This is a genomic window from Tsukamurella ocularis (assembly GCF_965138335.1).
Lineage (GTDB): Bacteria > Actinomycetota > Actinomycetes > Mycobacteriales > Mycobacteriaceae > Tsukamurella > Tsukamurella ocularis_A.
In genome coordinates this window covers 1-26,183 of record NZ_CBCSDV010000023.1, presented here as the reverse complement: position 1 = coordinate 26,183, position 26,183 = coordinate 1, and the positions used below count along the sequence as shown (strand labels likewise).

The following is a 26,183-nucleotide window of genomic DNA, read 5'->3' as shown; positions in this document are numbered from 1 at the left end:
GAACCAGAGCGCCGCACCGTCCGCACCGTCGGTGCCCGGGAAGACGCCGATCGTGCCCGTCTCGCTCGAGGGCAGGGGCCTGCACCTCGCGTTCGGCGCCAACCACGTGCTGCGGGGCGTGGACATCGACGTCCCGGCCGGCACCACCACGACGGTGATCGGACCGTCCGGGTCCGGCAAGTCCACGCTGCTGCGCGTGCTGAACCGGCTGCACGAGCCGCAGTCCGGGGACATCATGCTCGACGGGCGCTCGGTGCTGAAGGACGACCCGGACGAGCTGCGGCGCCGCATCGGCATGGTCTTCCAGCAGTTCAACCTGTTCCCGCACAAGTCGGTCGTGGACAACGTCGCGATGGGGCCGCGCAAGCTGCGGGGCCTGAGCGCCGAGGAGGCGCGTGCGCTCGCGCTCGCCGAGCTGGAGGTGGTGGGCCTGCGGGAGAAGGCGGAGCAGCGTCCGTCGAGCCTGTCGGGCGGCCAGCAGCAGCGCGTGGCCATCGCCCGCGCGCTGGCGATGCGGCCGCAGGTGATGTTCTTCGACGAGGCCACCTCCGCGCTGGATCCCGAGTTGGTGAAGGGCGTCCTCGCGCTGATGACCGAGTGCTCCGCAGAGGGGATGACGATGGTGGTGGTGACCCACGAGATGGGGTACGCCCGCACCGTCTCCGACAACGTCGTGTTCATGGACGCCGGGAAGGTCGTCGAGGCCGGCACGCCGGACAAGCTGTTCGAGGACGCCGAGAGCGAGCGCCTGCGCACCTTCCTCTCCCAGGTGCTCTGACCCCCGCACTCCGCCCGCGGCGGGCGGGCGGCGTCGGTAGAGTGAGGTGCAGCACGACGGGCATCGGACGGAGAGCTGGGCGACATGTGGTGGATGGTCTTCAAGTGGATCCTGATCGGGCCGGTGCTGCGCCTCCTCGGGCGCCCGCGCGTCGTGGGCGTCGAGAACCTGCCCAAGGACGGCGCGGCGATCCTCGCGAGCAATCACCTCGCGGTGATGGACTCGTTCTTCCTGCCGCTCATGGTGCCCCGGCCCATCAAGTTCCTGGCGAAGAGCGAGTACTTCACCGGTAAGGGCCTCAAGGGCGCCTTCAAGAAGTGGTTCTTCTCCTCGGTCGGCTGCATCCCGATCACGCGCGGCAGCGCCAGCGCGGCGCAGGACGCGCTCAACGCCGGGGTGGGCGCGCTCAACGACGGCCAGCTGCTCGGCCTCTACCCCGAGGGCACCCGCAGCCCCGACGGCCGGCTCTACAAGGGCAAGACGGGCATGGCTCGGATGGCGCTGGACACCGGCGCCCCGATCATCCCCGTCGCGATGGTCGACACCGAGAAGTTCAATCCGCCGGGCTCGACCCTGCCGCGCCCGACGAAGGTGCAGATCCGGATCGGGAAGCCGCTCGACTTCTCCCGGTTCGAGGGCATGTCCGGCAACCGGTTCATCGAGCGCGCCATCACCGACGAGGTGATGTACGAGCTGATGAAGCTGTCCGGCCAGGCGTACGTGGACGTGTACGCGCAGGACGTCAAGGACGGCGTGGTCGTCCCGGGCGAGGAGCGGGAGGCGGGCGCCGCGTAACCTCAGTGCCCATGCGCTACTTCTATGACCTGGAATTCATTGAGGACGGAAGGGTCATAGATCTGGTCTCCATCGGCATCGTCGGCGAGGACGGGCGCGAGTTCTACGCCGTCTCCACGGAGTTCGACCCGGAGCGCGCCGGGCCGTGGGTCCGCGCCAACGTGCTGCCGAAGCTGCCGCCGCCCGCGAGTAAATCGTGGCAGTCGCGGGCCGCGATCCGCGACGGGGTGCTCGACTTCCTCACCGCCGGCCCGGGCGACATCGAGCTGTGGGCCTGGGTCGCGGCGTACGACCACGTCGCGCTGTGCCAGCTCTGGGGCCCGATGACGGCCCTGCCGCGGTCGATGCCGCGCTTCACCCGCGAGCTCAAGCAGCTGTGGGACGAGCGGGGACGGCCCCACCTGCCCCCGGCCCCGGCGGACGCGCACGACGCGCTGGCCGACGCCCGGCACAACCTCGCCAAGTACCGGGCGATAGCGGGCGCGTAGCGCCCTCATGATCCGGGCGCGTCTCCTCGGCGTAATCTCTCTCACGTGGCAGTGAACTGGACCGTCGACGTCCCCATCGATACCCTCCCCAAGCTCCCGGCTCTCCCGGGTGACCTGCGCGAGCGCCTCGACGGCGCGCTGGCCAAGCCGGCGCTGCAGCAGCCGAGCTGGCCGCGGGAGCAGGCGGACGCGATGCGCACGGTGCTGGAGTCGGTGCCGCCGATCACCGTGCCGCCGGAGATCCAGTCGCTGCAGGACCAGCTCGCCGAGGTCGCGCTGGGACGCGCCTTCCTGCTGCAGGGTGGCGACTGCGCCGAGACCTTCGTCGACAACACCGAGCCGCACATCGCCGCGAACATCCGCACCCTGCTGCAGATGGCGGTCGCGCTGACCTACGGCGCGTCGATGCCGGTCGTCAAGGTCGCGCGCATCGCCGGCCAGTACGCCAAGCCGCGCTCCTCGGACACCGACGCCCTGGGGCTGACCAGCTACCGCGGCGACATGGTCAACGGCTTCCCGCCCGAGGAGGCCGTCCGCAAGCACGATCCGTCGCGCCTGATCCGCGCGTACGCCAACGCGAGCGCCGCGATGAACCTGGTGCGCGCCGTCACCGGCTCCGGCATGGCCGACCTGCACAAGGTGCACGAGTGGAACCGCGAGTTCGTCGCGAACTCGCCCGCGGGCGCCCGGTACGAGGCGCTCGCCGCCGAGATCGACGGCGGTCTGCGGTTCATGGCCGCGTGCGGTGTCGAGGACCGGAACCTCAAGTCCGCCACCATCTTCTCCAGTCATGAGGCGCTGGTGCTCGACTACGAGCGCGGCCTCCTGCGCCTGGCCGACGACCCGGACGATCCCGAGGCCCAGCAGGTGCTCTACAACCTCTCGGCGCACTTCCTCTGGATCGGTGAGCGCACCCGCCAGCTCGACGGCGCGCACATCGCCCTGATGGAGCTGATCCACAACCCGATCGGCGTGAAGATCGGCCCGACGACCACGCCCGAGCAGGCGGTGGAGTACGTCGAGCGGCTCGACCCGCACAACAAGCCGGGCCGGCTGACCCTCATCTCCCGCATGGGCAACGGCAACGTGCGCACCGCGCTGCCGCCGATCGTCGAGGCCGTCGAGGCGACGGGCCACAAGGTGATCTGGCAGTGCGACCCGATGCACGGCAACACCCACGAGTCCTCGACGGGCTACAAGACCCGCCACTTCGACCGCATCGTCGACGAGGTGCAGGGCTTCTTCGAGGTGCACCGCGCCATCGGTTCCCACCCGGGCGGCGTGCACGTGGAGCTCACCGGCGAGAACGTCACCGAGTGCCTCGGCGGCGCGCAGGACATCTCCGACGCCGACCTCGCCGGCCGCTACGAGACCGCCTGCGATCCGCGCCTGAACACCCAGCAGAGCCTCGAGCTGGCCTTCCTGGTCGCGGAGATGCTGCGCGGCTAGGCCGTGTAGCGGATCTCCCGGGGTGCGGGGCGCGCGGCGGGAGATCCGTCGCCGCCGCAGGGCACCAGGGAGAGCGCGTCGCCCTGCGCGACACCCCACCGGATGTCGGAGAGCTCCCGCTGCGACCACGGCTCGCGCCGGAAGAACATGTCGTCGAGGCCCTTGACGAACCACGACGCCGAGAACGCCAGGATGCCGATGACCTCGGCCACCCAGAGCGGGCCGAGGTGGAGCGGCAGCGTGGTGCCGGCCCGCGCCGCGAGCAGGCACAGCGCGCCGACGCCCACGATGGTCCCCGCGCACGCGAGGTGGAACCGCCACCCGGCCCGGTTGGAGACCGTCGCGAGCAGGCGGCGCACCGGGGTGCTCCCCGGCGGGGCGACCGCCGGCCGGAGGAAGGGATTGCGGCGGTCGTGCAGCGCCGTCGTCACGCACATGAGGGCGAACAGCACGAAAACCACGAGCGCCGCGATCGCGTGCACGAGCGCGGTCCGGTCCGTGCCGAGGGCGAGCTGGAGCGGCGTCGCGACCGGGGGCGGTGCGCCCGCGCCGCACTCGCCGGCGGGGATCCGCCCGGGCAGCCCCGTGGGGAAGGCGGCCACGGCGACCGCGGCGACGCCGGCGACGGTGCTCAGCGCGTTCGCCGCCGAGCGCCGGTTGAGCTTGTAGGAGAACAGCAGGAATCCCACGATGCCCAGGCCGATGACGAAGATGTCGCGGGCACCGGAGTGGTAGTAGACGCTGAGCGAGTCGCGGACCCGCACGCAGTACTCGCCCGAGGTCGCGAAGTCCACGGCGATGAGCGCCACCGGGAGCAGCAGGCCGACGGCGCCGCCGTAGAACCGGATGATGAGCAGTGACCGGACGGAGTTCGACGCCGCGATCGCCCGTCGGTCCTCGGCGGGCATCGTGTCCAACGCACATCGCCGGCGCGCGGCGCCGTTGGTCTCCGTCATCGCGACTCCGTCCGCCGTACCGGCCCGTGTGCCCGGAGGCTAACAAGCTCGCGCCCCGGGCGCCCGTCGTTGCCCGATGACGCGGGCCACAATCGCCGGAATCACCTGCCGCGCCCCCGGTGTCCTGAGACCATGCCCACATGGGTGCCTACGCCGACGAGTACCGCCGCAGCATGACCGATCCGGAGGGGTTCTGGGCCGAGCAGGCCGCCGCGGTCGACTGGATCGTCCCGCCGTCGCGGGTCCTCGATGATGCCGATGCCCCGCTGTACCGGTGGTTCCCGGACGCGGAGCTGAACACGTGCGTGAACGCGGTGGACCGGCACGTCGCCGCGGGGCGCGGCGATCAGCCCGCGGTGATCCACGATTCGGCGATCACGGGCGAGGTGCAGACCCTCACGTACGCGGAGCTGCTGGAGCGGGTCGCGAAGTTCGCGGGCGTGCTCGCCGGCCTCGGCGTGACCAAGGGCGATCGGGTGGTGATCTACCTGCCGATGATCACCGAGGCCGTGGTCGCGATGCTGGCGTGCGCGCGGATCGGTGCGGTGCACTCGGTGGTGTTCGGCGGTTTCGCGGCGCCGGAACTGGCGGCGCGCCTGGACGACGCCCGGCCGAAGGCGATCGTCACCGCGTCGTGCGGGCTCGAGGGCTCCAAGGTGCTGCCGTACCTGCCGATCGTGCACGCGGCGATCGACGCGGCAGTCGCGAAGCCGGACGCGGTGGTGGTCTGGCAGCGCCCGCAGCTGACGGCGGAACTGGGCCCGCGCGATCACGATTGGGCCGCGGCGGAGGCGGCCGCGCAGCCCGCGGACCCGGTCGCGGTCAAGGCCACCGACCCGCTGTACATCCTCTACACCTCCGGCACGACCGGTAAGCCGAAGGGCGTGGTCCGCGACAACGGCGGACACGCGGTGGCGCTGACCTATTCGATGCGGGCGATCTACGACGCGCACCCGGGGGAGGTGTGGTGGACGGCCTCGGACGTGGGCTGGGTCGTGGGCCACAGCTACATCGTCTACGCGCCGTTGCTCATCGGCGCCACGACGGTGGTGTACGAGGGCAAGCCGGTCGGCACCCCCGACGCGGGCGCGTTCTGGCGGGTGATCGAGCGGCACGGCGTGCGCAACCTGTTCACCGCGCCGACGGCGCTGCGCGCGATCCGCAAGGAGGACCCGGACGCCGAGTTCCTCACGCGCTCCGACGTCTCCGGCCTGCGCACGCTCTTCATGGCGGGGGAGCGGCTCGACCCGGACACCTACGAGTGGGCGGCGGCGAAGCTGGGCGTACCCGTGATCGATCACTGGTGGCAGACGGAGACGGGCTGGCCCATCGCGGCGAACCTGCGCGGAGTGGAGCCGATGCCGGTCAAGCCCGGCAGCGCCACGGTCCCGGTGCCCGGGTTCGGGGTGCGCATCGTCGACGATGCCGGACGCGACGTCCCGGCCGGGGCCGAGGGCGCGGTGGTGATCTCGCTGCCGCTGCCTCCCGGCACCCTCCCGACGCTGTGGGGCGCCGACCAGCGCTACGTCGACTCCTACCTCTCGACGTTCCCCGGCAACTACCTCACGGGCGACGGCGGCTACCTCGACGAGGACGGCTACCTGTTCGTCATGGGCCGCACGGACGACGTGATCAACGTGGCCGGGCATCGGCTCTCCACCGGCGCGCTGGAGGCGGCGATCGCGGGGCATCCGGCGGTCGCGGAGTGCGCCGTGATCGGCGTGGCGGATCAGCTCAAGGGCCAGCTGCCGCGGGCGCTGGTGGCGCTCAAGGCCGGTGGCGATTGGGACCACGACGCGGTGCGCGCCGAGATCGTGCAGCAGGTGCGCGAGACCATCGGCGCCGTCGCTGCACTCAAGGAGGTCGCGATCGTCGCGGCGCTCCCGAAGACCCGCTCCGGGAAGATCCTGCGGCGCAGCATGCGCGCCATCGCCGAGGGGCGCGACGAGGCGGTCCCGTCGACCATCGAGAACCCGGCCGTCCTCGACGACCTGCGCGGCGTCCTCCGCGGCTAGCGCTGCAGCAGGGGCGCGCTGCGGTAGCTCCACAGGCCGATGGTGCTCAGCGCGTCGCGGTAGATGCTGCGCAGCTCGTCCGCCGACGGCGTCGCCAGCTCGGCGAGCGGCTTGTCCACGGCCGCCACCGAACTCACGGTGAACGTCGCGGGCAGGTTCTCCCGCGCCGCCAGCATCAGGTCGACGGTGCCGCGCCGCACGTGGCTCGCGGAACTGATCAGGATCGCGTGGTCGACCCGCTTCGTCGCCAGCACGTACGAGCTGTACAGCGCGTTCTCGACGGTGGTGCGGGCGAAGTTCTCGTCGGTGATCCGCGCCGCGTCGACGCCGCGCTCCACGAGCCAGTTCTTCATCAGCGCGCCCTCCGTCTTCCCGGCCTGCTCCACGCCGCCGGTCACCACGATCGGCGCCGCGGGGAGGGCGCGCGCCACCTCGAGGGTCTTCTCGAGGCGCTGCAGGAGCGGCGCGTCCATCGTGCCGTCCTTCTTCAGCGCGTAGCCCAGCACGACGATGCCGGTGCTCGGCGGTGCGCTCGCCGGCGCCGCGTCGGTGAGCGGCGCCCGCACGGCTGCGTCGATCGCGGCGAACAGGGCCTCGACCTCGGGAACCCGGTCGGGCGCGACCCGGCGCAGCTGCTCGACCTCGGCGGCCGAGCCCGCGGCGTCGCCGAGGAAGCGGTTCCACACCGCGAGGTAGGTGTGCGCATCGTCGTCGTCCGGCGCGAAGGCCAGGACCTTGCGGTACAGCTCGAGGGCCCCGGGCACGTTCTTCTGCGCGATGCGTGCCGACGCCGCGCTGAACAACAGGTCCGCCCGGTACGGGGCCAGCGCGGACGCGTCGAGCAGCTTCTGCTCGACGACCGCCATGTTGTCGACGGTCTTGTCGGTGCTCCCCGCCGTGGAGGTGCGCGTGGGGTTGTCGAAGGCCTGCTTCGCCTCCGCGAGCAGCGTGGCCACCCGGCCGGCGACCCCGCCGGCGGCGGCGGAGGACGACGATGCGGCCGAGGACGCCGGCGCACCGTCGGAGGAGTTCGCCGTGCAGCCGGCGAGGGCGATCGCGCCGATCGCGGCGAGGGCGATCGCGCGGGTCGGGGCGGAGGTCCGGTTCATGCCGCCCACGCTATCCCGCGGGCCGATGTCCCGCCGGGGATCAGTCCGCACGCCGGGCGATGCTCACGGCAGGGCCGTGACGGTCACCGTCGACCCGGCCTGGACGCGCGAGCCGCCGCCCGGGTCCTGCCAGATGACCTGCGACTTGTCGGAGGCGAAGATCCCGTTGACCTTGACCTGCAGGCCGGCGTCCCGCAGCACCGAACGCGCCTGGCCCACGTTCATCCCGGTCACCGACGGCACCGTGACCCGGGCGGCCATGGTGACGGTGACGCGCTTGTTCGCCGGGTCCACGCGGCCGCCCGCCGACGGGCTCGTCGAGGTGACGACGGACCCCGAGCCGGTCTCGCCCGTGAGCTCGGCGACGAGGCCCGCGCGCTGCAGCAGCTGCTGCGCCTCGGTGGACGTCCTGCCGATCACGTCCGGCACCGTCAGCGCATTGGAGACCAGCAGGGTCACGCTGCCGCCCTTGTTCACCTGGCCCGACGGATCGGTGCCGAAGACCTTCCCGGCCTCGGTCCCGGAGTCGAACTGCTGCGTGGTCTCCTTCACCGTGAGGCCCGCCGAACGCAGCAGCGCCGTGGCCTCCTCGGGGGACTTGCCGCGCACGTCGGGGATGTCGACGGGCTGGTTGCCGGCGGAGGCGACCACGGTCACCGTCGCACCGACCGCCACGCGCGTGCCCGGCGTGGGCGAGAGACCGATGACGCCGCCCTGCGCGATGTCGCGGCTGAACTGGGCGGGCCCGCGTTTGGGCACCAGGCCGTTGTCGCGCAGCTGCTTCTCGACGTTCTCGGGGCTGTCGCCGGGGCGGAACTGGGGAACCGTCGGCCGCCCGCGGGAGTACTCGATGGTGACGGTGCCGAACCGGCTGATCCGGCTGCCGGCCGACGGGTCGAGGCGCGTGATCGTGTTCTCGGTGATGTCGTTGCTGTAGGTGCCGGCCAGTTCGACGTCGAGCCCGGCGTCCTTGATGGCCTGCTCCGCCGCGGGGCGGTCCATGCCCGTCACGTTGGGGACCGTCGTGTACTGCCCGGACGCCAGCCACCAGCCGCCGAAGGCGAGCAGCAGCGAGACCACGGCGATGAGCGCGACGATGATCCACGACTTCGCCCGGTTCTTCCGCGGCGGAGTCCACGGCTGCGCCGCCGTCTCGGGCGGCAGCGGCTCGTGCATGGTCTCGGCGCGGGTGTGTTGGACCGGGTTCGGCGGCACGGCCGGCTGCGCGAGGGTGNGGGCCGGCGCGACGGGCGGGACGCCCGGCGTCGCCTGACCGGGCCGGGTGGTACCCGGCAGCGGCTGGCCGGGCATGAGCGCGCCCGTGGGCTCCGCCGCGGCGGGGATCAGGGGCTCGCCGCGCTGCGCGTACATCGCCGCCGCGGCGCGCTGCTCGGCGCTGGACTGGGGCGCCGGCACCGTGAACGGCGGCAGGTCGAGATCCTCGGCGATCGCGGCGAGCGCCTCGGCCATGGCGAAGCCGTCGGTGTAGCGGCGCGACGGGTCGCGGTCGGTGGCGCGCGCGACGAACTCGTCGAACTCCGGCGGCACTCCGGCGATCGCGGCGCCGGGCCGCGGCACGTCGTTGTGCAGGCGCTGGTAGGCCAGCGAGATCGCGGTGTCGCCGGTGAAGGGCACCTGGCCGGTGAGGAGCTCGTAGACGAGGATGCCGCTGGAGTAGACGTCGGAACGGGCGTCGGCGTTGCCGGACTCCACCTGTTCGGGCGAGAGGTAGGCGGCCGTGCCGAGGATCACGGACGAACTCGTCACGGACGCCGCGGCGATCGCGCGGACGAGGCCGAAGTCGGCGACCTTGACCTCACCGCCGTCGGAGATGAGGACGTTCTCCGGCTTCACGTCGCGATGCACCAGGCCGGCGCGGTGCGCGGTGCCCAGCGCGGTGAGCACGGGGCCCATGACGGCCGCCACCGCGTGCGGCGGCATCGGGCCGCGCTCGCCGAGCAGTTCGCGCAGCGTGCCACCGGTGACCAGCTCCATGACGAGGAAGGCCAGGTCACCGTCGACACCCTGGTCGTAGACGGCGACGAGGCCCGGGTCCTTGAGCTTGGCGACGGCGCGGGCCTCGAACTCGAAGCGGGAGACGAACTGGGCGTCGGCCGCGTACTTCGGGTCCATCACCTTGATGGCGATCGGCCGGTCGAGCCGCAGGTCGAGGCCCATGTACACGGTGGACATGCCGCCGCGCGCGATCACCGCATCGATGCGGTAGCGGCCCTCGATGCGGGCACCGATCAGCGGGTCGCGCGGGGTGTTCACCTTCTCCGGGTCCTCTCGATGTGTGCGGTGTCGACAGTTCAGCCTAGCGACCCCGGGGGTGGAAGGGCCGAATCCGCGCGCTGGGTACAGTGTGACGGTGAGCTCCGTCCCGTATCTCAGCGACGATCTGCTGCCCGAGGGCACCGCCACCTACAACCTCGCCACGGTCGCCAAGGGCCTCGGCGTGTCGCAGTCGAAGGTGCTGCAGCTGTTGCGCGACGGCCAGCTGATCGCCGTCCGGCGCGGCGGCGACTTCCACGTTCCGCGGCTGTTCTTCGGGGAGGTCGACGGTCGTTTCTCCATCGCCAAGCATCTCACCGGGCTGTTCAGCGTGCTCCGCGACGGCGGCTTCGACGAGGCGGAGATCCTGCGCTGGCTGTTCGAGCCGCAGGACGACCTCGACGCCCCGCCCGCCGAGCTGCTGCACACGGACTCCGCGCGCGAGATGATCCGCCGCGCGCAGTCGATGGCGTTCTAGTTCCGGCGGCGCCTGGATCCGCAGGGCGCGATACGCGGTCGGCGTGCCCACGGGGTGCGGGGCGAGACGGTGTGGTTCTGCGTGCAGGGTATGCGGATATCGCATAGCTGAGTATGTGCATTTCAGGGTGGTTTTCTCGGTGCAGGGGTATGTCGATTCCGCATACCTCCTGCGCGGGCTACGACAGGTGGTCGACCACCGCGCGCGCCTGCGACCGCACGTCCGGCCGGTTCAGGAGTTCGACCCGCCGGCCCCGCGACCACACCCGCACCGGAACGGTCTCGAACCCCTCGAGGCGCGGCCCCGTCACCAGGGCGACGGCGAGATCGGACTCGCCGGAGCGCAGCGCCGCGACCGGGTCCTCGACGATGACCTGGTGGATCTGCAGCTCGTGTTCCCGGGTTCCATCGCGCGACCTTGCCCTCCAGATGGTCGGGCAGGCCGATCTCCGCGGTGCGGCTGATCGTGACGGACTGCTCCGCCGCGCCGCTCAGCGCGTCCAACTGATCGAGTTCCGCCACGATCCGTTCGATGACGGCGAGGGCCGGCAACCCGGCGGGGGCCGGGGAAGCGCCGCCGGGCCCGCGCTCGAACAGCGCGAATCCCAGCTCGCGCTCGGTCGCGGCGACGTACCGCGTGACGGTGGACTGCGCGATCCCGTGGGCGCGCGCCGCCGTGTTCATGCTGCGCGTGCGGGCCAGCGTCGCGACCACCCGGAACCGCTCGATATCCGACATGCCCGGACGGTAGCTCCGGGCACCGACATGTGGAGTCGATGGTGGGTCCGGCAGTGCGGAGACGGTCGGCGCCCGACCACCGCGTGATTGCCGGAGTGGTCGACGGTGTCGCGCGTCGGCCGGGATGACCGACGGTGCCGTGCCCGGAGCGCCGAGCGATGCCCGTTATGCCGAATCCGCATAGCCGCCCGTCGTTGCGACGCTCTGACTTGCGCATTCGCGGTATGCCGGAACTGCATAACCCGTTCGATGCGACACACCGCTTCTTCCGGCGGAGGAATCTTCCGGCGGAGGAGGTGGAGGCCCGTTCCCCGACCTGCCGTGCGCTCTCTGGGAGGTCCCGCCTACACCGCGGGCGCCAGGCCGAGCTTCGGCCGCACCTTGAGCGGGTCCGGGCCGAGCAGCGACCAGCCGGCCAGCGCGCCCAGTGCCACTGCCAGCGCGACGTTCCACAGCGAGTACAGGCCGATCGAGCCGGTCGGCATGAAGACCACCATGAGCCACACCGACAGGCCCGCGATGATCGCCAGCGTGCGCCGCGACCAGGTGAACGCGCCCGCCACGGCCAGGGGCCAGGTGTAGTACCAGGGCAGGGACGCGGGGGAGAGCACGCACACGGCCAGCAGGCCCAGCAGGATGCCCATCACGTTGCGGCGCTCGTTCTGCCGGAACCGCCACCACAGCACGACCAGCGTGATCGCGAGCAGCGCGATGCCCAGCGCGCGGGTCACCACGAGGATCGGCGCCAGGTGCAGGTCGGTGAAGGGGGCCGCGAGGAAGGCCGTGATCTGCGCGATCGCCGTCGGCAGCGTGATGTAGTTGATGATCTTGATCGACCCGGCGAGCGCCGTGGTCCAGCCCAGGCCCACGCCCGCGACGAGTGAGAACGCCGCGAACAGCGCGACGAAGGCGCCGATCGACGCGGCCAGCACCGTGCCGAAGGCCTTCGGCGCGGACTCCTGCGGATTCGCCTCGCGCCGGTGGTGGTACCAGATCCACACCACGAAGGGCAGCGCGATCGCCGCGGTGCCCTTGACGGCGACCGCGGTCACGATCACCGCGACCCCGAACAGGTGCTGCCGATCGAGCACCATCGCGATGCCCGCCACCATGAGGCCCACCATGAGCGCCTCGTTGTGCACGCCGCCCACGAGGTGGACGATCACCAGCGGGTTGAGCACCGCGAACCACAGCGAGACGGCCGGCTTCGCACCGAAGTGCCGGGCCAGCTTCGCCACGCCCCACACCGAGAGCGCGATGCCCGGCAGCATCGCCAGGCGCAGCGCGATGACGCCGGCGAGCACGTTGTCGCCGCACAGCTGCGTGATCCATTTCGCGATGAGGATGAACAGCGGGCCGTAGGGCGCGGTCGTCGTGGTCCAGATGCCGCTCACGTCGTCGAGCAGGCCGTTCGGATTGACGACGGGGCCGTCGACGTAGGGGTCGAAGCCGTCGCGCAGCAGTGCGCCCTGCGCGAGGTAGGAGTAGGCGTCGCGCGAGTACAGGGGCACGGCCACGAGCAGGGGCGCGATCCACAGGGCGACGGTGCCGGCGACCTGCGAGACCTCGAGCCGCCCGCCGAGCGCGGCGCGGCCCAGCCGGATCCACGCGATCACCAGCAGGGCGATCCCCGTCCAGAACAGGATCGAGCTGAGTACCAGTCCGTGCCCGAAGCGCAGCCACGACAGGTGCGCCGCCTCGAGCGTGGTGTCGTGCACGCGGATCGCGCCCGCGCCGAAGCTGCCCAGCGTGGTCAGGACGGCGCCGAGCAGCCCGAGCAGGGCGGGGCGCCCGTCGGGTGAGCGCAGGAACGTGCTGTAGCCGCGCAGCGCGGACTGAACTGATCCGGACATCCCCGCCAGTCTAGGCGGCGCGCACCGTCAAGCCAGCCCCGCATACACGGCCACCGGGCCGCCCTCGAGGACGTGCACTGCGACGGGGGTCTCGAAGATCTCGGTGAGCAGCTCGCCGGTCATGATCTCCGACGGTGCGCCCGACGCCGCGATCGTGCCGTTCTTCAGCGCCACGATGCGGTCCGAGTACGCGGCGGCGAAGTTCAGGTCGTGCACCACCAGGATGATCGTCTTGCCCAGCTCGTCCGCCGCGCGGCGCAGCCGGCGCATCATGCTCACCTGGTGCCGCATGTCGAGGTTGTTGAGCGGCTCGTCCAGCAGGATCACGTCGGTGTCCTGGGCCAGCGTCATCGCCACGTAGGCGCGCTGGCGCTGCCCGCCGGAGAGCTCGTCGAGGAACCGGTCGGAGAGCTCCGTCAGTCCGAGGAAGCCCAGGGCCTCGTCGACGTGCCGCACGTCCTCGGCGGTCATCCGTCCGCGGCTGTGGGGGAAGCGGCCGAAGGCGACGAGGTCGCGCACCGTCAGGCGGGCGTTGACCCCGTTCTCCTGCCGGAGGATGGCGAGCCTGCGCGCCACCTCCGTCGGCTTCATCGCGCGGATGTCGGTCCCCTCGAGCAGGGCCGTGCCCGAATCCTGCGTCAGGAGGCGGCCCAGGATGGTGAGCAGCGTCGATTTGCCGGCGCCGTTCGGCCCGACGAGCGCCGTGACGCCGCCGCGGGTGAACTCACCGGAGACGGGACCCAGCACGACGGTCTCGGCGTACTTCTTGGTCAGGTCCGTGAACGCGATCGCGGGCACGGTGCCGGTCGAGGTGGTGGTGTCTTGCACGCTGTGGTTCACATGGTCCCCCTTCGGCGGAACAGCATGGCGAGGAACAGGATTCCGCCGACGAACTCGATGATCACCGTGAGCATCCCGTTGGCGTAGAAGATGTTGTGCAGGATGAACTGCCCGCCGGCCAGCATGATCACGCCGATCAGGAAGGCCATCGGCAGTGTCGCGCGGTGCCGCCAGTCGCCCGCCAGCTGGTAGGCGAGCGTGGCGATGATGAAGCCGAAGAACATCATCGGCCCCACGAGGGCGGTGCTGATCGAGACGAGCACCGCGATGAGGACCAGCGCGAACGTGAGCTCGCGCTGGTGGTTCACGCCGAGGCCCATCGCGGGATCGCGGCCGAGCAGCAGCACGTCGAGCACGCGGCGCCGCCGCCAGACGATGACGCCCACCACGATGCACGTGACGGCGGCGATCGGCAGCAGGTCGGCGTTCACCGCGGTGAGCCGGCCGTACAGCTTGATCGACAGCGCGTCGAACTCGGTGGGGGAGAGCAGGCGTTGCAGGAACTCGGAGAACGCCCGGAAGGCCAGGCCCAGCACGACGCCGGCGAGCAGCAGCAGGAACAGGCTCGCGAAGCGGCCCGAGAACAGCCAGCCGTAGAGCACGGCGGCGAACATCACCATCGCCGCGGTCTGGGCGACGAACTGCGGCACCGAGTCCCCGTTGTCGACGAACCGGCCGCCCACGATGTACACGCCCACGGTCTGGATCAGCACGTACAGCGAGTCCAGGCCGATGATCTGCGGCGTCAGGATCCGGTTGTGCGTCACGGTGTGGAAGAGCACCGTCGACAGGGCGCCGCAGAAGGCGGCGATGAGGATCGCGGTGGCGGTCCGCAGGCGCCGTTCGAAGGACAGGCCGAACTGGAAGTCCCAGCGCAGCACGTCATCCGCGCCGGTGCGCATGAGCAGGTACACGGCCAGGCAGGCCGCCGCGAGCGTCGCGGCGATCGCCATGCGGGCGCGCCAGCCGATCCGGCTCGTCCGCCCGCTCAGGGCGGGCGCCGAAGTTGCCTCAGAGAGCGACACGGTTCCTCCTCGTCAGCAGGATCGCGAGGAAGGTGACGGCGCCGACCACGCCCATGATCACCGATACGGGGATCTCCATGGGCCGCACCACCACCCGGCCGATCAGGTCGCAGCCCACGATGAGCGCGGTGGCCAGCACCGCGACCCACGGGAGCCCGCTGCGCACGTCGTCGCCGCGCAGCGCGCTGATGATGTTCGGCACCACGAGGCCGAGGAACGGGATGAAGCCGACGACGACGCTGGTGACGCCGGAGGCCAGCGCCACCATGGTGACGCCGATGCCCATCGTGAGGCCGTAGCGCAGGCCGAGCGATGTCGCGACGTCCTTGCCGAGCCCGGCGATGGTGAAGTAGTTCGCCAGGAGGAAGGTGGCCACGGCGATGATCGCGACGGCCCACAGCGGCTCGTAGAAGCCGCGGACGATGTGCGCGAAACCGCCCGAGCGCCAGCTCACCACGGCCTGCAGCAGATTGGCGCCGATCGCGAGGTAGGTGGTGACGGCCTGGACGACGGCGCCGAGCATGAGGCCCACGAGCGGCACGATCGCGGAGCGGCGGGCGCGGATCCGGGAGATGAAGCCCAGGAAGATCATCGTGCCCAGGAAGGCGGTCGCGGTCGCGGCGACCATCCGCACCATCGGCGAGGCCCCGGGGATGTAGAGCATGCACAGCAGCACGCCCAGGCCCGCCCACTCGGCGGTGCCGGCCGTCGTCGGCTCGACGAACCGGTTCTGGGTGAGCCGCTGCATGATGACGCCGGAGAAGCTCATCGCGAGGCCGGCGAAGACCAATGCGGCCGTGCGGGGAACGCGGGAGATGAAGAACATCCGCCACATCTCCTCGTCGCCGGCCAGGAGTCCGGCGAGGGTGATGTGGTACTCGCCGGTCATCAGCGAGGCGAACAGCAGCGCCACGCAGGCGAGTGCGAGGAGGGGGAGCGCGACGCGACCCAGGCGGGCCCCCTTCCGGGGACCCGCCTGGGGCGGTGCATCGGTGTCGGTCGTCGTCACTTCTTGGCGGCGAAGGCCTCAGCGAGCTTGGCGTAGTTCTCGCCGTAGTCCTGGATGCCCTCGCGGATGTAGAAGTCGTTGTCCAGGTAGAAGATCCGGTCCTTCTGCTGGAACTCGACATTGGCGAACGCCTGCTGGGCCTTGAAGGTCTCGGCGGCCGGCCGCGGCGTGCTGCCGTCGGTCGGCGCGACGGCGGCGTCGCGGTCCATGACGATGACCCACTGCGGGTTCGCCTGCGCGATGGCCTCCGGCGTCAGGCCGGAGTTGGTGTGGTGGTCGCCGGCCTGGCCGCCGAAGACGTCCTTGACGTTCAGCGGCGCGACGAACGGCTGCATGCGCTTGGCGCCGTTGTCGATCTTGCCGCCGTTGACGATCGAGAGGAAGACGCTCTGGCCGGTGGCCTGCGCCTTCGCCGCGTCGAGGCTCTTGTCGAAGTCGGCGACGATCTGCTTGGCCTGCTCGTCCTTGCCGAAGATCTTGCCCAGGGTGATCGTCGAATCCCGCATGGTCTCGACGCGGCCCTTGGGCGCACCGTCCTCGGCGGCGATGTCGATGAAGGCGGCGCCGGTCTTCTCGGCGATCTTCTTGATGTCGCCCTCGGCCTTGGCGAACCGGTAGCCGCCGATGATGAGGTCGGGCTTGACGTCCTCGATGACGTCCAGCTTCGGCTCCGCGTGGGTGCCGGTGTCCTTGACGTCCGCGTTGTCGATCCAGTCACCCAGGACGCTCTTGGCGAACAGGCCCTTGGGGATCGCCACCGGGGTGATGCCCATCGCCTTGACGGTCTCGGCGCTCGTGTTGTCGAGGACCACGACCCGCTTCGGGTTCTTGGGGACCTGCACCTCGCCCTTGTTGGTGCTGACGGTGATCTTCTCGCCGCTGGCGGGCTTGTCCTCGTCGGCGCTGGTGGTGGAGCAGCCGGCGAAGACGAGGCCGGTCGCCATCAGCGCGGCCGCGACGGGCGCGGCCTTGCGGAAGCGGGTGAACATTGCGGGGTGACTCCTTCTCGCTCTTGCTTCAAGACGGGCACCGTAAGCCATGGGTAAAGAGGCTTAGGTAAACGGAACCATACCCAGGGGTGGCTAGGTTTGCCTAACTCTCCTGATCGGAATCAGGCCGCGCGGTCCACGAGGACCGCTGCGAGTCCGGCGAGGACGGGTCGCGCACCGTCGGCGATGGGGGCCTCGTCGATCGCGGACGTGGCCCGCGCGGTGAGCTCCTCGACGCGGGTCTGCATGGCCGACGGTGCTCCCGTCTCCCGCAGGGCGGCGCGGGCGCGCTCGACGCCCGCGTCGTCGAGGTCGGTGCCGACGAGCCCGCGCAGCTCGGCCGCGGCGGCGCCGCCGGTCGCGAGGGCGTGCGCGAGCATGGGGGTGTGCTTGCCGGAGCGCAGGTCGTCGCCCGAGGGCTTGCCGGTGACGGCCGGGTCGCCGAAGGCTCCCAGCAGGTCGTCGCGCAGTTGGAAGGCGACGCCCAGGTCCACCCCGATCTCCCGCAGCGCCGCGATCGCCGCGTCGGGCGCGCCGGCCAGCGCCGCACCCACGTGCAGCGGCCGCTCCACCGTGTAGCCCGCCGTCTTGAACCGCACCACGCGCTCGGCGGCCTCCTCCGACTCGTCGCGGGAGGCCTCGCTCACGATGTCCAACAGCTGGCCGCCCAGCACCTCGGTGCGCATGGCCGCCCACGCGCGCGCGGCCCGCAGGTAGCGCTCGGGCGCCAGGCCCGCGCCGAGGAACATGTCGTCGGCCCACGCCAGCGCGAGATCGCCCAGCAGGATCGCCGTCGCCTCGCCGAACTTCTCCGGCGAGCCCGACCAGCCGCGCTCGGCGTGCAGCTGCGCGAACTCGCGGTGCGTGGTCGGGAAGCCCCGGCGGGTCAGGGACGCGTCGATGATGTCGTCGTGGATGAGGGCGCACGCCTGCACGAACTCCAGCGAGGAACAGGCCCGCAGTGCTGCCCGGGCGACGTCCCCGTCGGCCTCGCCGCCGCCCGCCAGCCACCCCGCCCAGGCGAAGGCGGGGCGAATACGCTTACCGCCGCGCAAAACGAAGCGCTCCAGTCCCGCGGTGGCCTCCGCGAACACCGGACCGACGGGTTCGACCAGGTCACGGCGCTCATCGAGGAAGGATTCGAGGGTCGGCTGCACGGCCGCCGCGATGTCCGTGAGGGAGGTCTGGGGCGGGGCGACGGGCAGCGTCATACCTGGAAATCTATTCTCATAGGTGTGAGTGAACAAAGCCGGACCGTCCTCGACCGTCTCGACGCCGTGCGCGCGAGCGGCCGAATGCCGTTCTCGGTCGAGTTCATGCCGCCGCGCGACGAGGAGGGCGAGGCCCGGCTGTGGCGCGCCGTCCGCACGTTCGAGCGGATGGACCCCGCGTTCGTCTCCATGACGTACGGCGCGGGCGGGTCGACGCGCGATCGCACCGTCCGGGTGACCGGCGAGATCGCCGAGACCACCACGCTGCTGCCGGTGGCCCACCTGACCGCGGTCAACCACAGCATCTCGGAACTGCGCGCCCTCATGGGCTCGTACGCGGACCAGGACGTGCGCAACGTGCTGGTGCTGCGCGGTGACCCGCCGGGCGACCCGATGGGCAAGTGGGTGCGGCACCCCGAGGGCCTCAAGTACGCCAGCGAGGTCGTCGAGCTGGTGCGCGAGCTGGGCGACTTCCACGTGGGCGTGGCCGCCTTCCCCGAGGGGCACCACCGCTCGCCCGACCTGGACACCGACGTGCGGTACTTCGCGAACAAGCTGCGGGCCGGCGCCGACTACTCGATCACCCAGATGTTCTTCGACGTCGACGACTACCTGCGACTGCGCGACGCCGTGGTGGCCGCCGATCCCGAGCAGGGCGCCAAGCCGCTGATCCCGGGGATCATGCCGATCACCTCGCTGAAGTCGGTGGTCCGCATGGCCGAGCTGTCGAACGCGAAGATCCCCGAGTCGATGCGCGCCGAGCTGCGCGCCGCCGCGGGCGACGGGCCCGAGGAGAACCGCGCTGCCGTCCGGGCCGCCGGCATCGACATCGCCACCCGGATGGGGGAGCGGCTCATCGCCGAAGGCGCTCCGGCGCTGCACTTCTGCACGCTGAACTTCGCCAAGGCCACCTCGGAGGTGCTCGAGAACCTCGGGATGCTGCCGGTCGGCGTCTAGCGCTTCAGCTTCTCCCGCAGCCACTGCGGCAGCTCGACGAGGGATTCCGGCTCGGCCGACTCCTGTCCCGGCTTCGGGCTGCGGTCCCGGCGCACGTAGGCGGCGCCGGCGACGATCGCGGCGGCGAGGAACGAGACCAGGGCGGTGATCCACGCCCATCGCGTGAACGACGCGATCGACGGGTCCGCGTACTCGGCCTCGGACGTCAGTGCCGCGGAGGTACCGGCGTTGAGCGTCCAGGTCACCAGATCGTCGGCCTCCTGCTGACCGTTGGTGGCGGTCACCGGGCCGGGGAACTGCAGCGAGACCACGATGACCGCGGAGTTCGGAGCCAGCGACGACAGGTCGGCCGTGCCGGAGAGGATCACGGTGCCGCCGGTGCGCTGCACCCGCATCTTGATCGACGCCGCCGAGGTGTCGAACGCCTGCGAGACCACGTCGCCCACTTGGTTGAACTGGCCGAAGGTGATGTTCTGGAAGATCATCTGCGTGCCGACTTTGCCGTTCGAGTCGTACGGCTTGACCTCCGCGAGGCCCTTCAGCTCGCCGGGCGCCGCGATCTGCGGGCCCTGCGGGTTCGACGACGGGGTCTGCGCGGCGACGATCTTGCCGGACATCCGGTCGCCCGGGCCCGGGCTCGAGCACGCGGCGGGGGCGGCGACCAGCAGCAGGACCGCCACCGCCGCGAGCATCCTTCGGAGAATCACGATCGCCATCGTGCCAGGTGTCCCAGGTCGCGGGCGAGCAGCCGCGCCGCGATCCGCCCGCTCGATCCGTTCACGCCGCCCCCGGGATGCATCGACGCACCCGCGAGCGCCAGGCCCGGCGCACCCGGCACGCGGCCGCCGGCCAGGTCCGGGTCCGGCCGGAACAGCAGCATGTTGTGCAGCGCCATCTCGACGTGCATGACGTTCCCGCCGCGCAGTCCCAGCTCGGACTCGAGGCTCGCCGGAGTCTGCACGAACCGCCGCTCGATCGACTCCGCGAACCCGGGCGCCCAGCGCTGCGTCTCCGCGACGATCCGGTCGGCCTCCGCCTCCGCGACCGCAGCCCAGTCGTGCGGGGCGCGCAGCGCGTACGGGTACCACTGCGCCCACAGTGTGGTGTTGTGGCGCCCGTCCGGCGCGATCGTCGGGTCCAGACCGGAGAAGGTCATCGCCAGCACCGCGGGCCGCCGGGGCGCGTCGCCGGCCAGCATGTCGCCGCGCGCCCGGGCCAGGTGGCCGCGGTCGGCGACGAGCAGGCCCAGTCCGGACTGATCGGCGAGCGGCACCCCGTCGAAGGCGGGCGCCGCGGTGGTGCCCAGCCGCAGCACCATCCCCACGCCGGGGCCGACCTGGATGCGGCGGCGCCAGCCGGCGATCCGGGCGGCGTCGTAGCCGCCGCGTTCCAGCAGGTCCAGCGTGGTCAGTACATGGCACCCCGCGAGCACGGTGCGGGCCCGGACGGTGCGGTCACCGTCGGGCGAGGCGACGGTGACGTCCCACCCCCGACCGGACCGGCGCAGCGCCCCGACGGGAGTTCCGAGGGCGACGGTGCCGCCGTCGGAGCTGAGACGGGAGAGGAGCGCGGTGGTGAGCGCCCCGCTGCCGCCGACCGCGCGCCCCGGCGGGAGGACGTGCATGAGGGCCGCGAAGCCGACCATGGGCGCGGTGCCGGGCTCGCTCATCGCGGGGCCGGACTGCGCGCCGAACCAGGCGAGGGCGGCCTTGAGTCGCTCGTCGTCGAAGTACTCGTCGAGCAGTTGATCGCCCGAGGCGAGGTAGGTGCGCGACATCTGCGTGAGGCTCGCGCGCCCCTTCGTGGGCCAGAAGGCGCGGCCGAGCCGCGGCGCGCTGGGGGAGGAGCCGAAGGCGGCCATGGTCGCCTCCGCGCGGGGAGTCCACTCCGCGACGAACCGGCGGTAGGCCGCCGCCTCGCGGGCCCCGCAGGCCGCGGCGATCGACGCGGCGGTGGCGTCGAGGTCCTTCCGGAAGACGAGGGGCGGCGCCGACGACCCGGGCGGAGCGGGCGCGAACGCCCACGGGTCGCACTCGAGGTAGCGCAGGCCGTGTGCCGCGAGGTCGAGCTCCTCCGCGATTCCGGTGTGCCGGAACATCAGGTGCGCCGACGAGCCGCGGTCCACGCGGTAGCCCGGGAACCGTTCGACGGTGCTGACCGCCCCGCCCGGCACGGTGTCGGCCTCGAAGACCGTGACGGACCGGCCCTGCGCCGCGAGGTACGCGGCGCCGACCAGCGCGTTGTGGCCGGACCCGACGACCGCGACGTCGATCACGGCGCGGGCGGGACGAAGGGCAGGTCGTGGCCGAGGACGGCGAAGGGGCGCGGGTCGCCGGAGAAGCGGAAGTCGCGGAGCACGTCGTAGAAGCCGGTGCGGCGGTACAGCCGCCACGCGCGGTTCTGCTCGGCGGCCACCTCCGGGGTGGAGAGCAGCACACGCGGCTCGGGGCGGTCGGTGAGCAGGGCGCCGAGCAGCGCCGAGCCCACGCCGTGCCCCTGGGCCGCGGGATGCACGTGCAGTTCGGTGAGCTCGAAGTAGTCGGCGGCCACGGCCTCGATCTGCTCCTGTCGCAGCCCGCGGCGGCCCAATCCCACGCGGAGCTGGCGGTTCCACCACTGATCGCCGGCGCCGCTGTAGCCGTAGGCGATGCCCACGAGGTGATCGACCATGCGGCCGTCGTCGGTGCGGAGGGCCTGGACGGCGCCGAAGGCGGCGTAGCCGGGCCGGTTCAGGTGCTCGCGCCACATGGGTAGCCGGTGCGACTCGGTGCCCGCGGGGTACTCCATCGCCGCCACGTAGATCTGCAGGGCGGCGGGCAGCCAGAGCGTCGCGTCCTGCGGCGACAGGGCGTGGATCCGTGGTTGCTGCGTGGGCACTGCGGTCACGGACTTCCTCTCCCTTGACGTCTCGCACACTCACGCTATATTAGAAGTGATCGAATGATTGTTCGATCACGGGCCATCGGATTGGCGCGCATGTTCTGGCGCCGGGGCTTCGATCGCCGATCCCGGCCGCCGGGCGGGGCTGGCGCGGAACGAGGGAAGCGTTACGTGTCAGTCCCGTCCGGTACAACACGGAGTAACAGGGCGAGAGGCCCACGGAGCAGGAGGAAGGTCATGGTCGAATCGAAGACACGGATCGGTCACGTCGGTTCCGGGCGTCGCATGGGCGAGTCGGGCGCGGCGCGCATCCTCGACCGTGCGGATCAGTTCCTCGCCCGCGCCGGCGGCTCGCCCGCGCCCGCCGACCAGTACCGCGAGATCTACCACGCCGCACTGCGCGGCGCGGCCGCCCTCCTGGCCGAGCGGGAGACCGGTGTGCGGCGCCCCACGCGCAATGCGTGGCTGCGGCTCGCCAAGGCCGCGCCGGGGTACGCGGAGTGGGTCGCGTACTTCACGTCGGTCTCGGGCGTGGTCGCGGCGCTCGAGACCACGGCGCGCGCGGTGAACGCCGAGGACGTCGCCGTTCTGCACGCTCGTGTGCAGACCTTCCTGAATTCCGTCGAAGCGGATCTGTGCCGGGCTGCATGATTTCTCACAGCGAACACTCATTCTTCGACGGATGGTGGTCGTCGGGTCGCAAGCCTCGTATCATGAAGAGAGGAGTTGGACCCCATGAGTGCTGAAGGAGGGGAACGTGCCACTCTCCGAGCACGAGCAGCGCATGCTCGACCAGATCGAGAGCGCGCTGTACGCCGAGGATCCGAAGTTCGCGTCGAACGTACGAGGCGGACGGTTCGGCGGCGCTTCGGGTAAGCGCCGCGTCATCGCAGCGATCGGCTTCGCGGTCGGATTGATGCTGCTCATCGCCGGGATGCTGCTGGGCAAGGTCGAGTACACCGTGATCGTCGGCCTCGTCGGTTTCCTGTTGATGTTCGGTTCCGTGATCTACGCGCTGTGGTCCGGTCCCGCCGCCAAGGGCCCGCGCGGCACCGTCGAAGAGGACGGATCGGTGCGCTCCCGGGCGGGGCGCGGCCGTGGTGTCAGTGGCGCCCGCGCATCCGGGCAGTCCTTCGTCTCCCGCATGGAGGAGCGCTTCCGCCGCCGCTTCCCGTGAGACTCTCGCGCTGACGAAGCCGCCGACCTGATGGTCGGCGGCTTTTTCGTTGCGCTGTGAGCGAAAACCACCGCGGTCCCGGGGTGTCGCGCGGGGCACGGCGCCGGCAGGACGGAGCGCGCCGGCAGGACGGAGCGCGCCGGACGGTGAGGCGCCGGGGGAGCGGCGCCACCCGCGGGTGAGGGCCGGCTCCCCACAGATATCGCCGGACGCACCGGCGATCGCCGGTCGCCCCGCGGATTCCCGCGGCGTCCGGTGATCTCTGCTGCGGCGGGCGATGTCTGCCGCGCCCGCGATGCCCGGCCGCGCCCGCGAGCCCGGCCGCGCCCGCGATGCCCGGCCGCGCCCGCGAGCCCGGCCGCGCCCGCCGACCTCATCGTCACGGCCCCGCGACTCAGCGACCGTGACGGCCGCCCCTGTCCCGCCGCCGCGGCGGCCGCGGTTCGCGGGCCCCCACTTCACCCCACCTTCGTTCCCCACTTCTCCCCACGCCGTGCCCGACGGTGTCTCGATTCGCCTCAGGAGTCCCAACCGTCGCGTTCGCTCGAGACAAGCCCGCAGGTGTGACGAAGTCCGCCACGCCGCGGCGCGCCGCGTCCCCCACTTCTCGCCACACATCTGACCTGCCACAACTCTGAGAAAACGCCGCGAAACGCGGATCGATGTGGTTGAAAGTGGTGAATGGTGGGGTAATGTGGGGCGCACTGGAGAAAGACGCGCTAGTCTGAAGTCTCGATCCAGTGACAACCCCTCGGGGTAGGCGGGAGGTGGCCGTGATGTTCACGGGTACCTACACGCCGAAGCTCGATGACAAGGGACGGCTCACCCTCCCCGCGAAGTACCGCGAGGAACTCGCGGGTGGGCTGACGATCACGAAAGGACAGGATCGAAGCCTCACGGTGTACCCGAAGGCGGAGTTCGAGCGCATCGCCGAGAAGGCGGATGCCATCGAATGGACCGACCCCGCGGGACGCGCCTTCTACCGCAACTTCTTCGCCAGCTCGGACGACCAGCGCCCCGACTCCCAGGGTCGGATCTCGCTCTCGGCCGATCACCGTCGCTACGCAGGCCTGACCAAGGAATGCGTCGTCGTCGGATCGAGGAGATTCCTGGAGATCTGGGACGCGGAGGCGTGGGACGCCTACCAGGCACAGCACGAAGACGACTACGCGCAGCCGCAGTCCGAATCGCTCAAGGCGATCTTCTGACAACCGCGCTCTCGCGCGGCCCGGTCGAGGTGGACCGAGGCCTGCGCCCGAACCGGCCCTGACGTACTTCCCCAACGCCAGGTACGGGTCGGGCGGGGACCCCGCTCCATCCGCCAGTAACCATCGAACGCCATCGTGTGCCCTGGAGGAGTCATGTCCGACGAGTTCTTCGGCCACGTGCCGGTTCTCGCGAACCGCGTGCGTGAGCTCCTCGCCCCGGCCCTGCAGCACGACGGCGCCGTCTACGTCGACGCGACGCTCGGCGCGGGCGGCCATTCCGAGCTCATCCTCGAATCCTTCCCGCAGGCCCGCGTCGTCGGCCTCGACCGGGACACCGACGCCCACGCCATCGCCGGCGAACGGCTGGCCCGCTTCGGCGACCGCTTCATCCCCGTGCACACCCGCTACGACGGCATGGCCGACGCGCTCGACGAGCTGGGCATCTCGCTCGCCTCCGGCGGCCCCGGCGTCGATGCGATCCTGTTCGACCTCGGCGTGTCGTCCATGCAGCTCGACCGGGTCGAGCGCGGCTTCGCCTACTCGGTCGACGCGCCGCTGGACATGCGGATGAACGCGGAGGACCCGCTCACCGCGGCCGACGTGCTCAACACCTACTCCCACGGCGATCTCGCGCGGATCCTGCAGCGCTACGGCGACGAGCGGTTCGCCGGCAAGATCGCCTCCGCCGTGCTCAAGGAGCGCGAGAAGGAGCCCTTCACCACCAGCGGCCGCCTCGTCGAGCTGCTCTACGCCACGATCCCCGCGCCCGCGCGCCGCACCGGCGGGCACCCCGCCAAGCGCACCTTCCAGGCGCTGCGCATCGAGGTCAACGCCGAGCTCGCCTCGCTGGAGGCCGCGGTCCCGCAGGGCCTCGACGCGCTGGCGGCCGACGGCCGCGTCGTCTTCCTCAGTTACCAGTCGCTGGAGGACCGCATCGTCAAGGCCGCGCTCGCCGAGCGCACCCGGTCGACCACCCCCGCCGGGCTGCCCGTCGACCTGCCCGGCACCGGCGCGACCTTCGAACTGCTCACCCGCGGCGCCGAGCGCGCCACCGACGACGAGATCGCGGAGAACCAGCGGGCGGCGCCCGTGCGCATGCGCGCGGCCCGCCGCCTCGACACCCCCACCGACCGGACCCGCAGCACGAGGAGCGCGCGATGACCGCACCGAACGCGACCCAGGCACCGTCGACGCCGGACACCCGGACCCGGCGGGCCCCCGCGCGCCGCGACGACCGCGATACCTCGCGGCCCCGGTCCAGCTCGGCGCAGCGGGCGCTCGACCGCCGGCAGAAGCGCCTCGAACAGCAGAAGCTCGTCCTCGAAGCGGGCGGAACCCTGCGGGAGACGCCCGCCGAGCGCGCGCTGCGCCGGCACCGCGACGGTGCCGCCTCGCAGGGCCTCCTCGCGCGCCTGCCCCGGCCCACCGGCATGGTGCGCCGGGTGCCCTTCGTGCTGGCCCTCATCGCCCTCGTGTGCGCCGGGCTGGGCATGACGCTGTGGCTGTCGACGGGCAGCGCCGAGAACTCCTACGAGCTGACCCGCCGCGAGGCCGCGAACAACTCGCTCGCCGAGAAGAAGGCGGCGCTCGAGCGCGATGTGAAGTCGGGGGAGAGCGCTCCCGGCCTCGCCGAGCGCGCCACTGCGCTCGGCATGATCCCTGCGGGCACCGTGCCGGTCCTCGTGGGCAAGGAGGGCGGCAAGGTCGCCGTGGTCGGCAAGCCCGCGCCCGCCACCGGCGCCGCCAAGCCCGCGCTCAACCCGCCCGCGCAGCGCACCGATGACCCGACCGGCGCGACGTCCGACGGGTCCGGCACGCCGGTCGCCGGGAATTCCGGGCCCGCGCCGGCGGGCGGGGAACAATTGGTCACCATGAACCCCGGCAGCCCGACCGTCGTGAACGCGCCGACGCCCGCACCGTCGGCGNCCGCTCAGACCCCCGCTCAGACCCCGGCT

General features: G+C 71.6%; 24 protein-coding genes and 2 pseudogenes. 12 read left to right on the top strand and 14 right to left on the bottom strand.

All coding sequences use genetic code 11. The annotated features are described in order from the left end of the window. The first annotated feature begins 31 nt into the window (after positions 1–31). From ACNAYW_RS18520 to ACNAYW_RS18505, 4 genes are all read left to right on the top strand, one after another. Positions 32–778, top strand: a complete 747-nt coding sequence (locus tag ACNAYW_RS18520; protein WP_415851169.1) for an amino acid ABC transporter ATP-binding protein — start codon at positions 32–34, stop codon at positions 776–778. An 84-nt stretch (positions 779–862) separates the two neighbouring features. Further along, a complete protein-coding gene (locus tag ACNAYW_RS18515) occupies positions 863–1,573 on the top strand; it encodes a lysophospholipid acyltransferase family protein (protein ID WP_415851123.1) in 711 nt (236 codons plus the stop codon). A gap of 11 nt (positions 1,574–1,584) precedes the next feature. Next, positions 1,585–2,061 (top strand): polyadenylate-specific 3'-exoribonuclease AS, encoded by a 477-nt coding sequence (locus tag ACNAYW_RS18510; protein WP_415851122.1) that lies wholly within the window; start codon positions 1,585–1,587, stop codon positions 2,059–2,061. Between the two features lie 51 nt (positions 2,062–2,112). After that, a complete protein-coding gene (locus ACNAYW_RS18505) occupies positions 2,113–3,510 on the top strand; it encodes a class II 3-deoxy-7-phosphoheptulonate synthase (protein ID WP_415851168.1) in 1,398 nt (465 codons plus the stop codon). Here the strand turns inward: ACNAYW_RS18505 and ACNAYW_RS18500 are convergent. Then, entirely contained in the window at positions 3,507–4,466 is a 960-nt protein-coding gene (locus tag ACNAYW_RS18500) for a hypothetical protein (RefSeq protein ID WP_415851121.1), read from the bottom strand. The two genes, ACNAYW_RS18505 and ACNAYW_RS18500, sit on opposite strands and share 4 nt — an antisense overlap. Before the next feature lie 140 nt (positions 4,467–4,606). Here ACNAYW_RS18500 and ACNAYW_RS18495 point away from each other — a divergent pair, with 140 nt between their 5' ends. Beyond that, positions 4,607–6,481, top strand: a complete 1,875-nt coding sequence (locus ACNAYW_RS18495; protein WP_415851120.1) for an acetate--CoA ligase — start codon at positions 4,607–4,609, stop codon at positions 6,479–6,481. Here ACNAYW_RS18495 and ACNAYW_RS18490 read toward each other — a convergent pair. The 3 genes and pseudogenes from ACNAYW_RS18490 to ACNAYW_RS18480 all read right to left on the bottom strand — a co-directional run. Beyond that, positions 6,478–7,590 carry an ElyC/SanA/YdcF family protein gene (locus ACNAYW_RS18490; RefSeq protein WP_415851119.1) on the bottom strand — a complete coding sequence of 371 codons (1,113 nt, stop codon included), beginning with the start codon at positions 7,588–7,590 and terminating at the stop codon, positions 6,478–6,480. The genes ACNAYW_RS18495 and ACNAYW_RS18490 overlap by 4 nt on opposite strands. A 63-nt stretch (positions 7,591–7,653) precedes the next feature. Next, positions 7,654–8,824: pseudogene (locus ACNAYW_RS18485) on the bottom strand (PASTA domain-containing protein); the annotation flags it as partial. Between the two features lies 1 nt (position 8,825). Further along, the coding region (locus tag ACNAYW_RS18480; RefSeq protein ID WP_415851167.1) for a protein kinase domain-containing protein at positions 8,826–9,843 on the bottom strand (1,018 nt) is incomplete at its 3' end. A 118-nt stretch (positions 9,844–9,961) separates the two neighbouring features. On the opposite strand from ACNAYW_RS18480, the gene ACNAYW_RS18475 reads away from it, so the two are divergent. Next, entirely contained in the window at positions 9,962–10,342 is a 381-nt protein-coding gene (locus ACNAYW_RS18475; protein ID WP_415851118.1) for an Rv2175c family DNA-binding protein, read from the top strand. 122 nt (positions 10,343–10,464) lie between these two features. On the opposite strand, the gene ACNAYW_RS18470 is transcribed toward ACNAYW_RS18475, so the two are convergent. From ACNAYW_RS18470 to ACNAYW_RS18440, 7 genes are all read right to left on the bottom strand, one after another. Beyond that, complete coding sequence (locus ACNAYW_RS18470; protein WP_415851166.1) at positions 10,465–11,025, bottom strand: LysR family transcriptional regulator; 561 nt, start codon at positions 11,023–11,025, stop codon at positions 10,465–10,467. Positions 11,026–11,423: 398 nt separating this feature from the next. After that, positions 11,424–12,932, bottom strand: a complete 1,509-nt coding sequence (locus ACNAYW_RS18465; RefSeq protein ID WP_415851117.1) for an alpha-(1->6)-mannopyranosyltransferase A — start codon at positions 12,930–12,932, stop codon at positions 11,424–11,426. A gap of 27 nt (positions 12,933–12,959) precedes the next feature. Next, a complete protein-coding gene (locus ACNAYW_RS18460; protein ID WP_415851116.1) occupies positions 12,960–13,772 on the bottom strand; it encodes an iron ABC transporter ATP-binding protein in 813 nt (270 codons plus the stop codon). Next, positions 13,769–14,797, bottom strand: a complete 1,029-nt coding sequence (locus ACNAYW_RS18455; RefSeq protein ID WP_415851115.1) for an iron chelate uptake ABC transporter family permease subunit — start codon at positions 14,795–14,797, stop codon at positions 13,769–13,771. Before ACNAYW_RS18455 ends, ACNAYW_RS18460 begins: the two co-directional genes overlap by 4 nt. Next, complete coding sequence (locus ACNAYW_RS18450; protein ID WP_415851165.1) at positions 14,784–15,749, bottom strand: ABC transporter permease; 966 nt, start codon at positions 15,747–15,749, stop codon at positions 14,784–14,786. The genes ACNAYW_RS18455 and ACNAYW_RS18450 overlap by 14 nt, the downstream gene beginning before the upstream one ends. Before the next feature lie 53 nt (positions 15,750–15,802). Beyond that, a complete protein-coding gene (locus ACNAYW_RS18445; RefSeq protein WP_415851114.1) occupies positions 15,803–16,795 on the bottom strand; it encodes an ABC transporter substrate-binding protein in 993 nt (330 codons plus the stop codon). A gap of 122 nt (positions 16,796–16,917) precedes the next feature. After that, positions 16,918–18,006, bottom strand: a complete 1,089-nt coding sequence (locus ACNAYW_RS18440) for a polyprenyl synthetase family protein (RefSeq protein WP_415851113.1) — start codon at positions 18,004–18,006, stop codon at positions 16,918–16,920. A gap of 84 nt (positions 18,007–18,090) precedes the next feature. On the opposite strand from ACNAYW_RS18440, the gene metF reads away from it, so the two are divergent. Further along, a complete protein-coding gene (gene metF / locus ACNAYW_RS18435) occupies positions 18,091–18,963 on the top strand; it encodes a methylenetetrahydrofolate reductase [NAD(P)H] (RefSeq protein WP_415851164.1) in 873 nt (290 codons plus the stop codon). Here the strand turns inward: metF and ACNAYW_RS18430 are convergent. The 3 genes from ACNAYW_RS18430 to ACNAYW_RS18420 are packed head-to-tail and all read right to left on the bottom strand — an operon-like array spanning position 18,960 to position 21,849. After that, on the bottom strand, positions 18,960–19,670 hold the full coding sequence (locus ACNAYW_RS18430) for an LppM family (lipo)protein (protein WP_415851112.1): 711 nt from the start codon (positions 19,668–19,670) through the stop codon (positions 18,960–18,962). The genes metF and ACNAYW_RS18430 overlap by 4 nt on opposite strands. Continuing rightward, a complete protein-coding gene (locus ACNAYW_RS18425; protein WP_415851111.1) occupies positions 19,667–21,238 on the bottom strand; it encodes a phytoene desaturase family protein in 1,572 nt (523 codons plus the stop codon). The genes ACNAYW_RS18430 and ACNAYW_RS18425 overlap by 4 nt, the downstream gene beginning before the upstream one ends. Then, positions 21,235–21,849, bottom strand: coding sequence for a GNAT family N-acetyltransferase (locus ACNAYW_RS18420; RefSeq protein ID WP_415851110.1), 615 nt, complete (start codon positions 21,847–21,849; stop codon positions 21,235–21,237). Before ACNAYW_RS18420 ends, ACNAYW_RS18425 begins: the two co-directional genes overlap by 4 nt. Before the next feature lie 231 nt (positions 21,850–22,080). On the opposite strand from ACNAYW_RS18420, the gene ACNAYW_RS18415 reads away from it, so the two are divergent. The 5 genes and pseudogenes from ACNAYW_RS18415 to ftsL all read left to right on the top strand — a co-directional run. Next, on the top strand, positions 22,081–22,494 hold the full coding sequence (locus tag ACNAYW_RS18415; RefSeq protein WP_415851109.1) for an SAV_6107 family HEPN domain-containing protein: 414 nt from the start codon (positions 22,081–22,083) through the stop codon (positions 22,492–22,494). A 106-nt stretch (positions 22,495–22,600) separates the two neighbouring features. Continuing rightward, positions 22,601–23,020 (top strand): DUF3040 domain-containing protein, encoded by a 420-nt coding sequence (locus ACNAYW_RS18410; RefSeq protein WP_415851108.1) that lies wholly within the window; start codon positions 22,601–22,603, stop codon positions 23,018–23,020. A gap of 776 nt (positions 23,021–23,796) precedes the next feature. Continuing rightward, positions 23,797–24,228 (top strand): division/cell wall cluster transcriptional repressor MraZ, encoded by a 432-nt coding sequence (gene mraZ, locus ACNAYW_RS18405; RefSeq protein WP_126197196.1) that lies wholly within the window; start codon positions 23,797–23,799, stop codon positions 24,226–24,228. 153 nt (positions 24,229–24,381) lie between these two features. Further along, positions 24,382–25,389, top strand: a complete 1,008-nt coding sequence (rsmH, locus tag ACNAYW_RS18400; RefSeq protein ID WP_415851107.1) for a 16S rRNA (cytosine(1402)-N(4))-methyltransferase RsmH — start codon at positions 24,382–24,384, stop codon at positions 25,387–25,389. After that, a pseudogene (gene ftsL, locus ACNAYW_RS24715) lies at positions 25,386–26,153 on the top strand (cell division protein FtsL); the annotation flags it as partial. The gene rsmH and the pseudogene ftsL, both read left to right, overlap by 4 nt. Positions 26,154–26,183 lie beyond the last annotated feature (30 nt).

Bases quoted from the DNA above. Each gene is read 5' to 3' on its own strand.
- ACNAYW_RS18515 (WP_415851123.1), top strand. From the start codon at position 863: ATGTGGTGGATGGTCTTCAAGTGGATCCTGATCGGGCCGGTGCTGCGC.
- ACNAYW_RS18510 (WP_415851122.1), top strand. From the start codon at position 1,585: ATGCGCTACTTCTATGACCTGGAATTCATTGAGGACGGAAGGGTCATA.
- ACNAYW_RS18500 (WP_415851121.1), bottom strand. From the start codon at position 4,466: ATGACGGAGACCAACGGCGCCGCGCGCCGGCGATGTGCGTTGGACACG.
- ACNAYW_RS18495 (WP_415851120.1), top strand. From the start codon at position 4,607: ATGGGTGCCTACGCCGACGAGTACCGCCGCAGCATGACCGATCCGGAG.
- ACNAYW_RS18490 (WP_415851119.1), bottom strand. From the start codon at position 7,590: ATGAACCGGACCTCCGCCCCGACCCGCGCGATCGCCCTCGCCGCGATC.
- ACNAYW_RS18470 (WP_415851166.1), bottom strand. From the start codon at position 11,025: ATGAACACGGCGGCGCGCGCCCACGGGATCGCGCAGTCCACCGTCACG.
- ACNAYW_RS18465 (WP_415851117.1), bottom strand. From the start codon at position 12,932: ATGTCCGGATCAGTTCAGTCCGCGCTGCGCGGCTACAGCACGTTCCTG.
- ACNAYW_RS18445 (WP_415851114.1), bottom strand. From the start codon at position 16,795: ATGTTCACCCGCTTCCGCAAGGCCGCGCCCGTCGCGGCCGCGCTGATG.
- ACNAYW_RS18440 (WP_415851113.1), bottom strand. From the start codon at position 18,006: ATGACGCTGCCCGTCGCCCCGCCCCAGACCTCCCTCACGGACATCGCG.
- metF (WP_415851164.1), top strand. From the start codon at position 18,091: ATGCCGTTCTCGGTCGAGTTCATGCCGCCGCGCGACGAGGAGGGCGAG.
- ACNAYW_RS18415 (WP_415851109.1), top strand. From the start codon at position 22,081: ATGGTCGAATCGAAGACACGGATCGGTCACGTCGGTTCCGGGCGTCGC.
- mraZ (WP_126197196.1), top strand. From the start codon at position 23,797: ATGTTCACGGGTACCTACACGCCGAAGCTCGATGACAAGGGACGGCTC.
- rsmH (WP_415851107.1), top strand. From the start codon at position 24,382: ATGTCCGACGAGTTCTTCGGCCACGTGCCGGTTCTCGCGAACCGCGTG.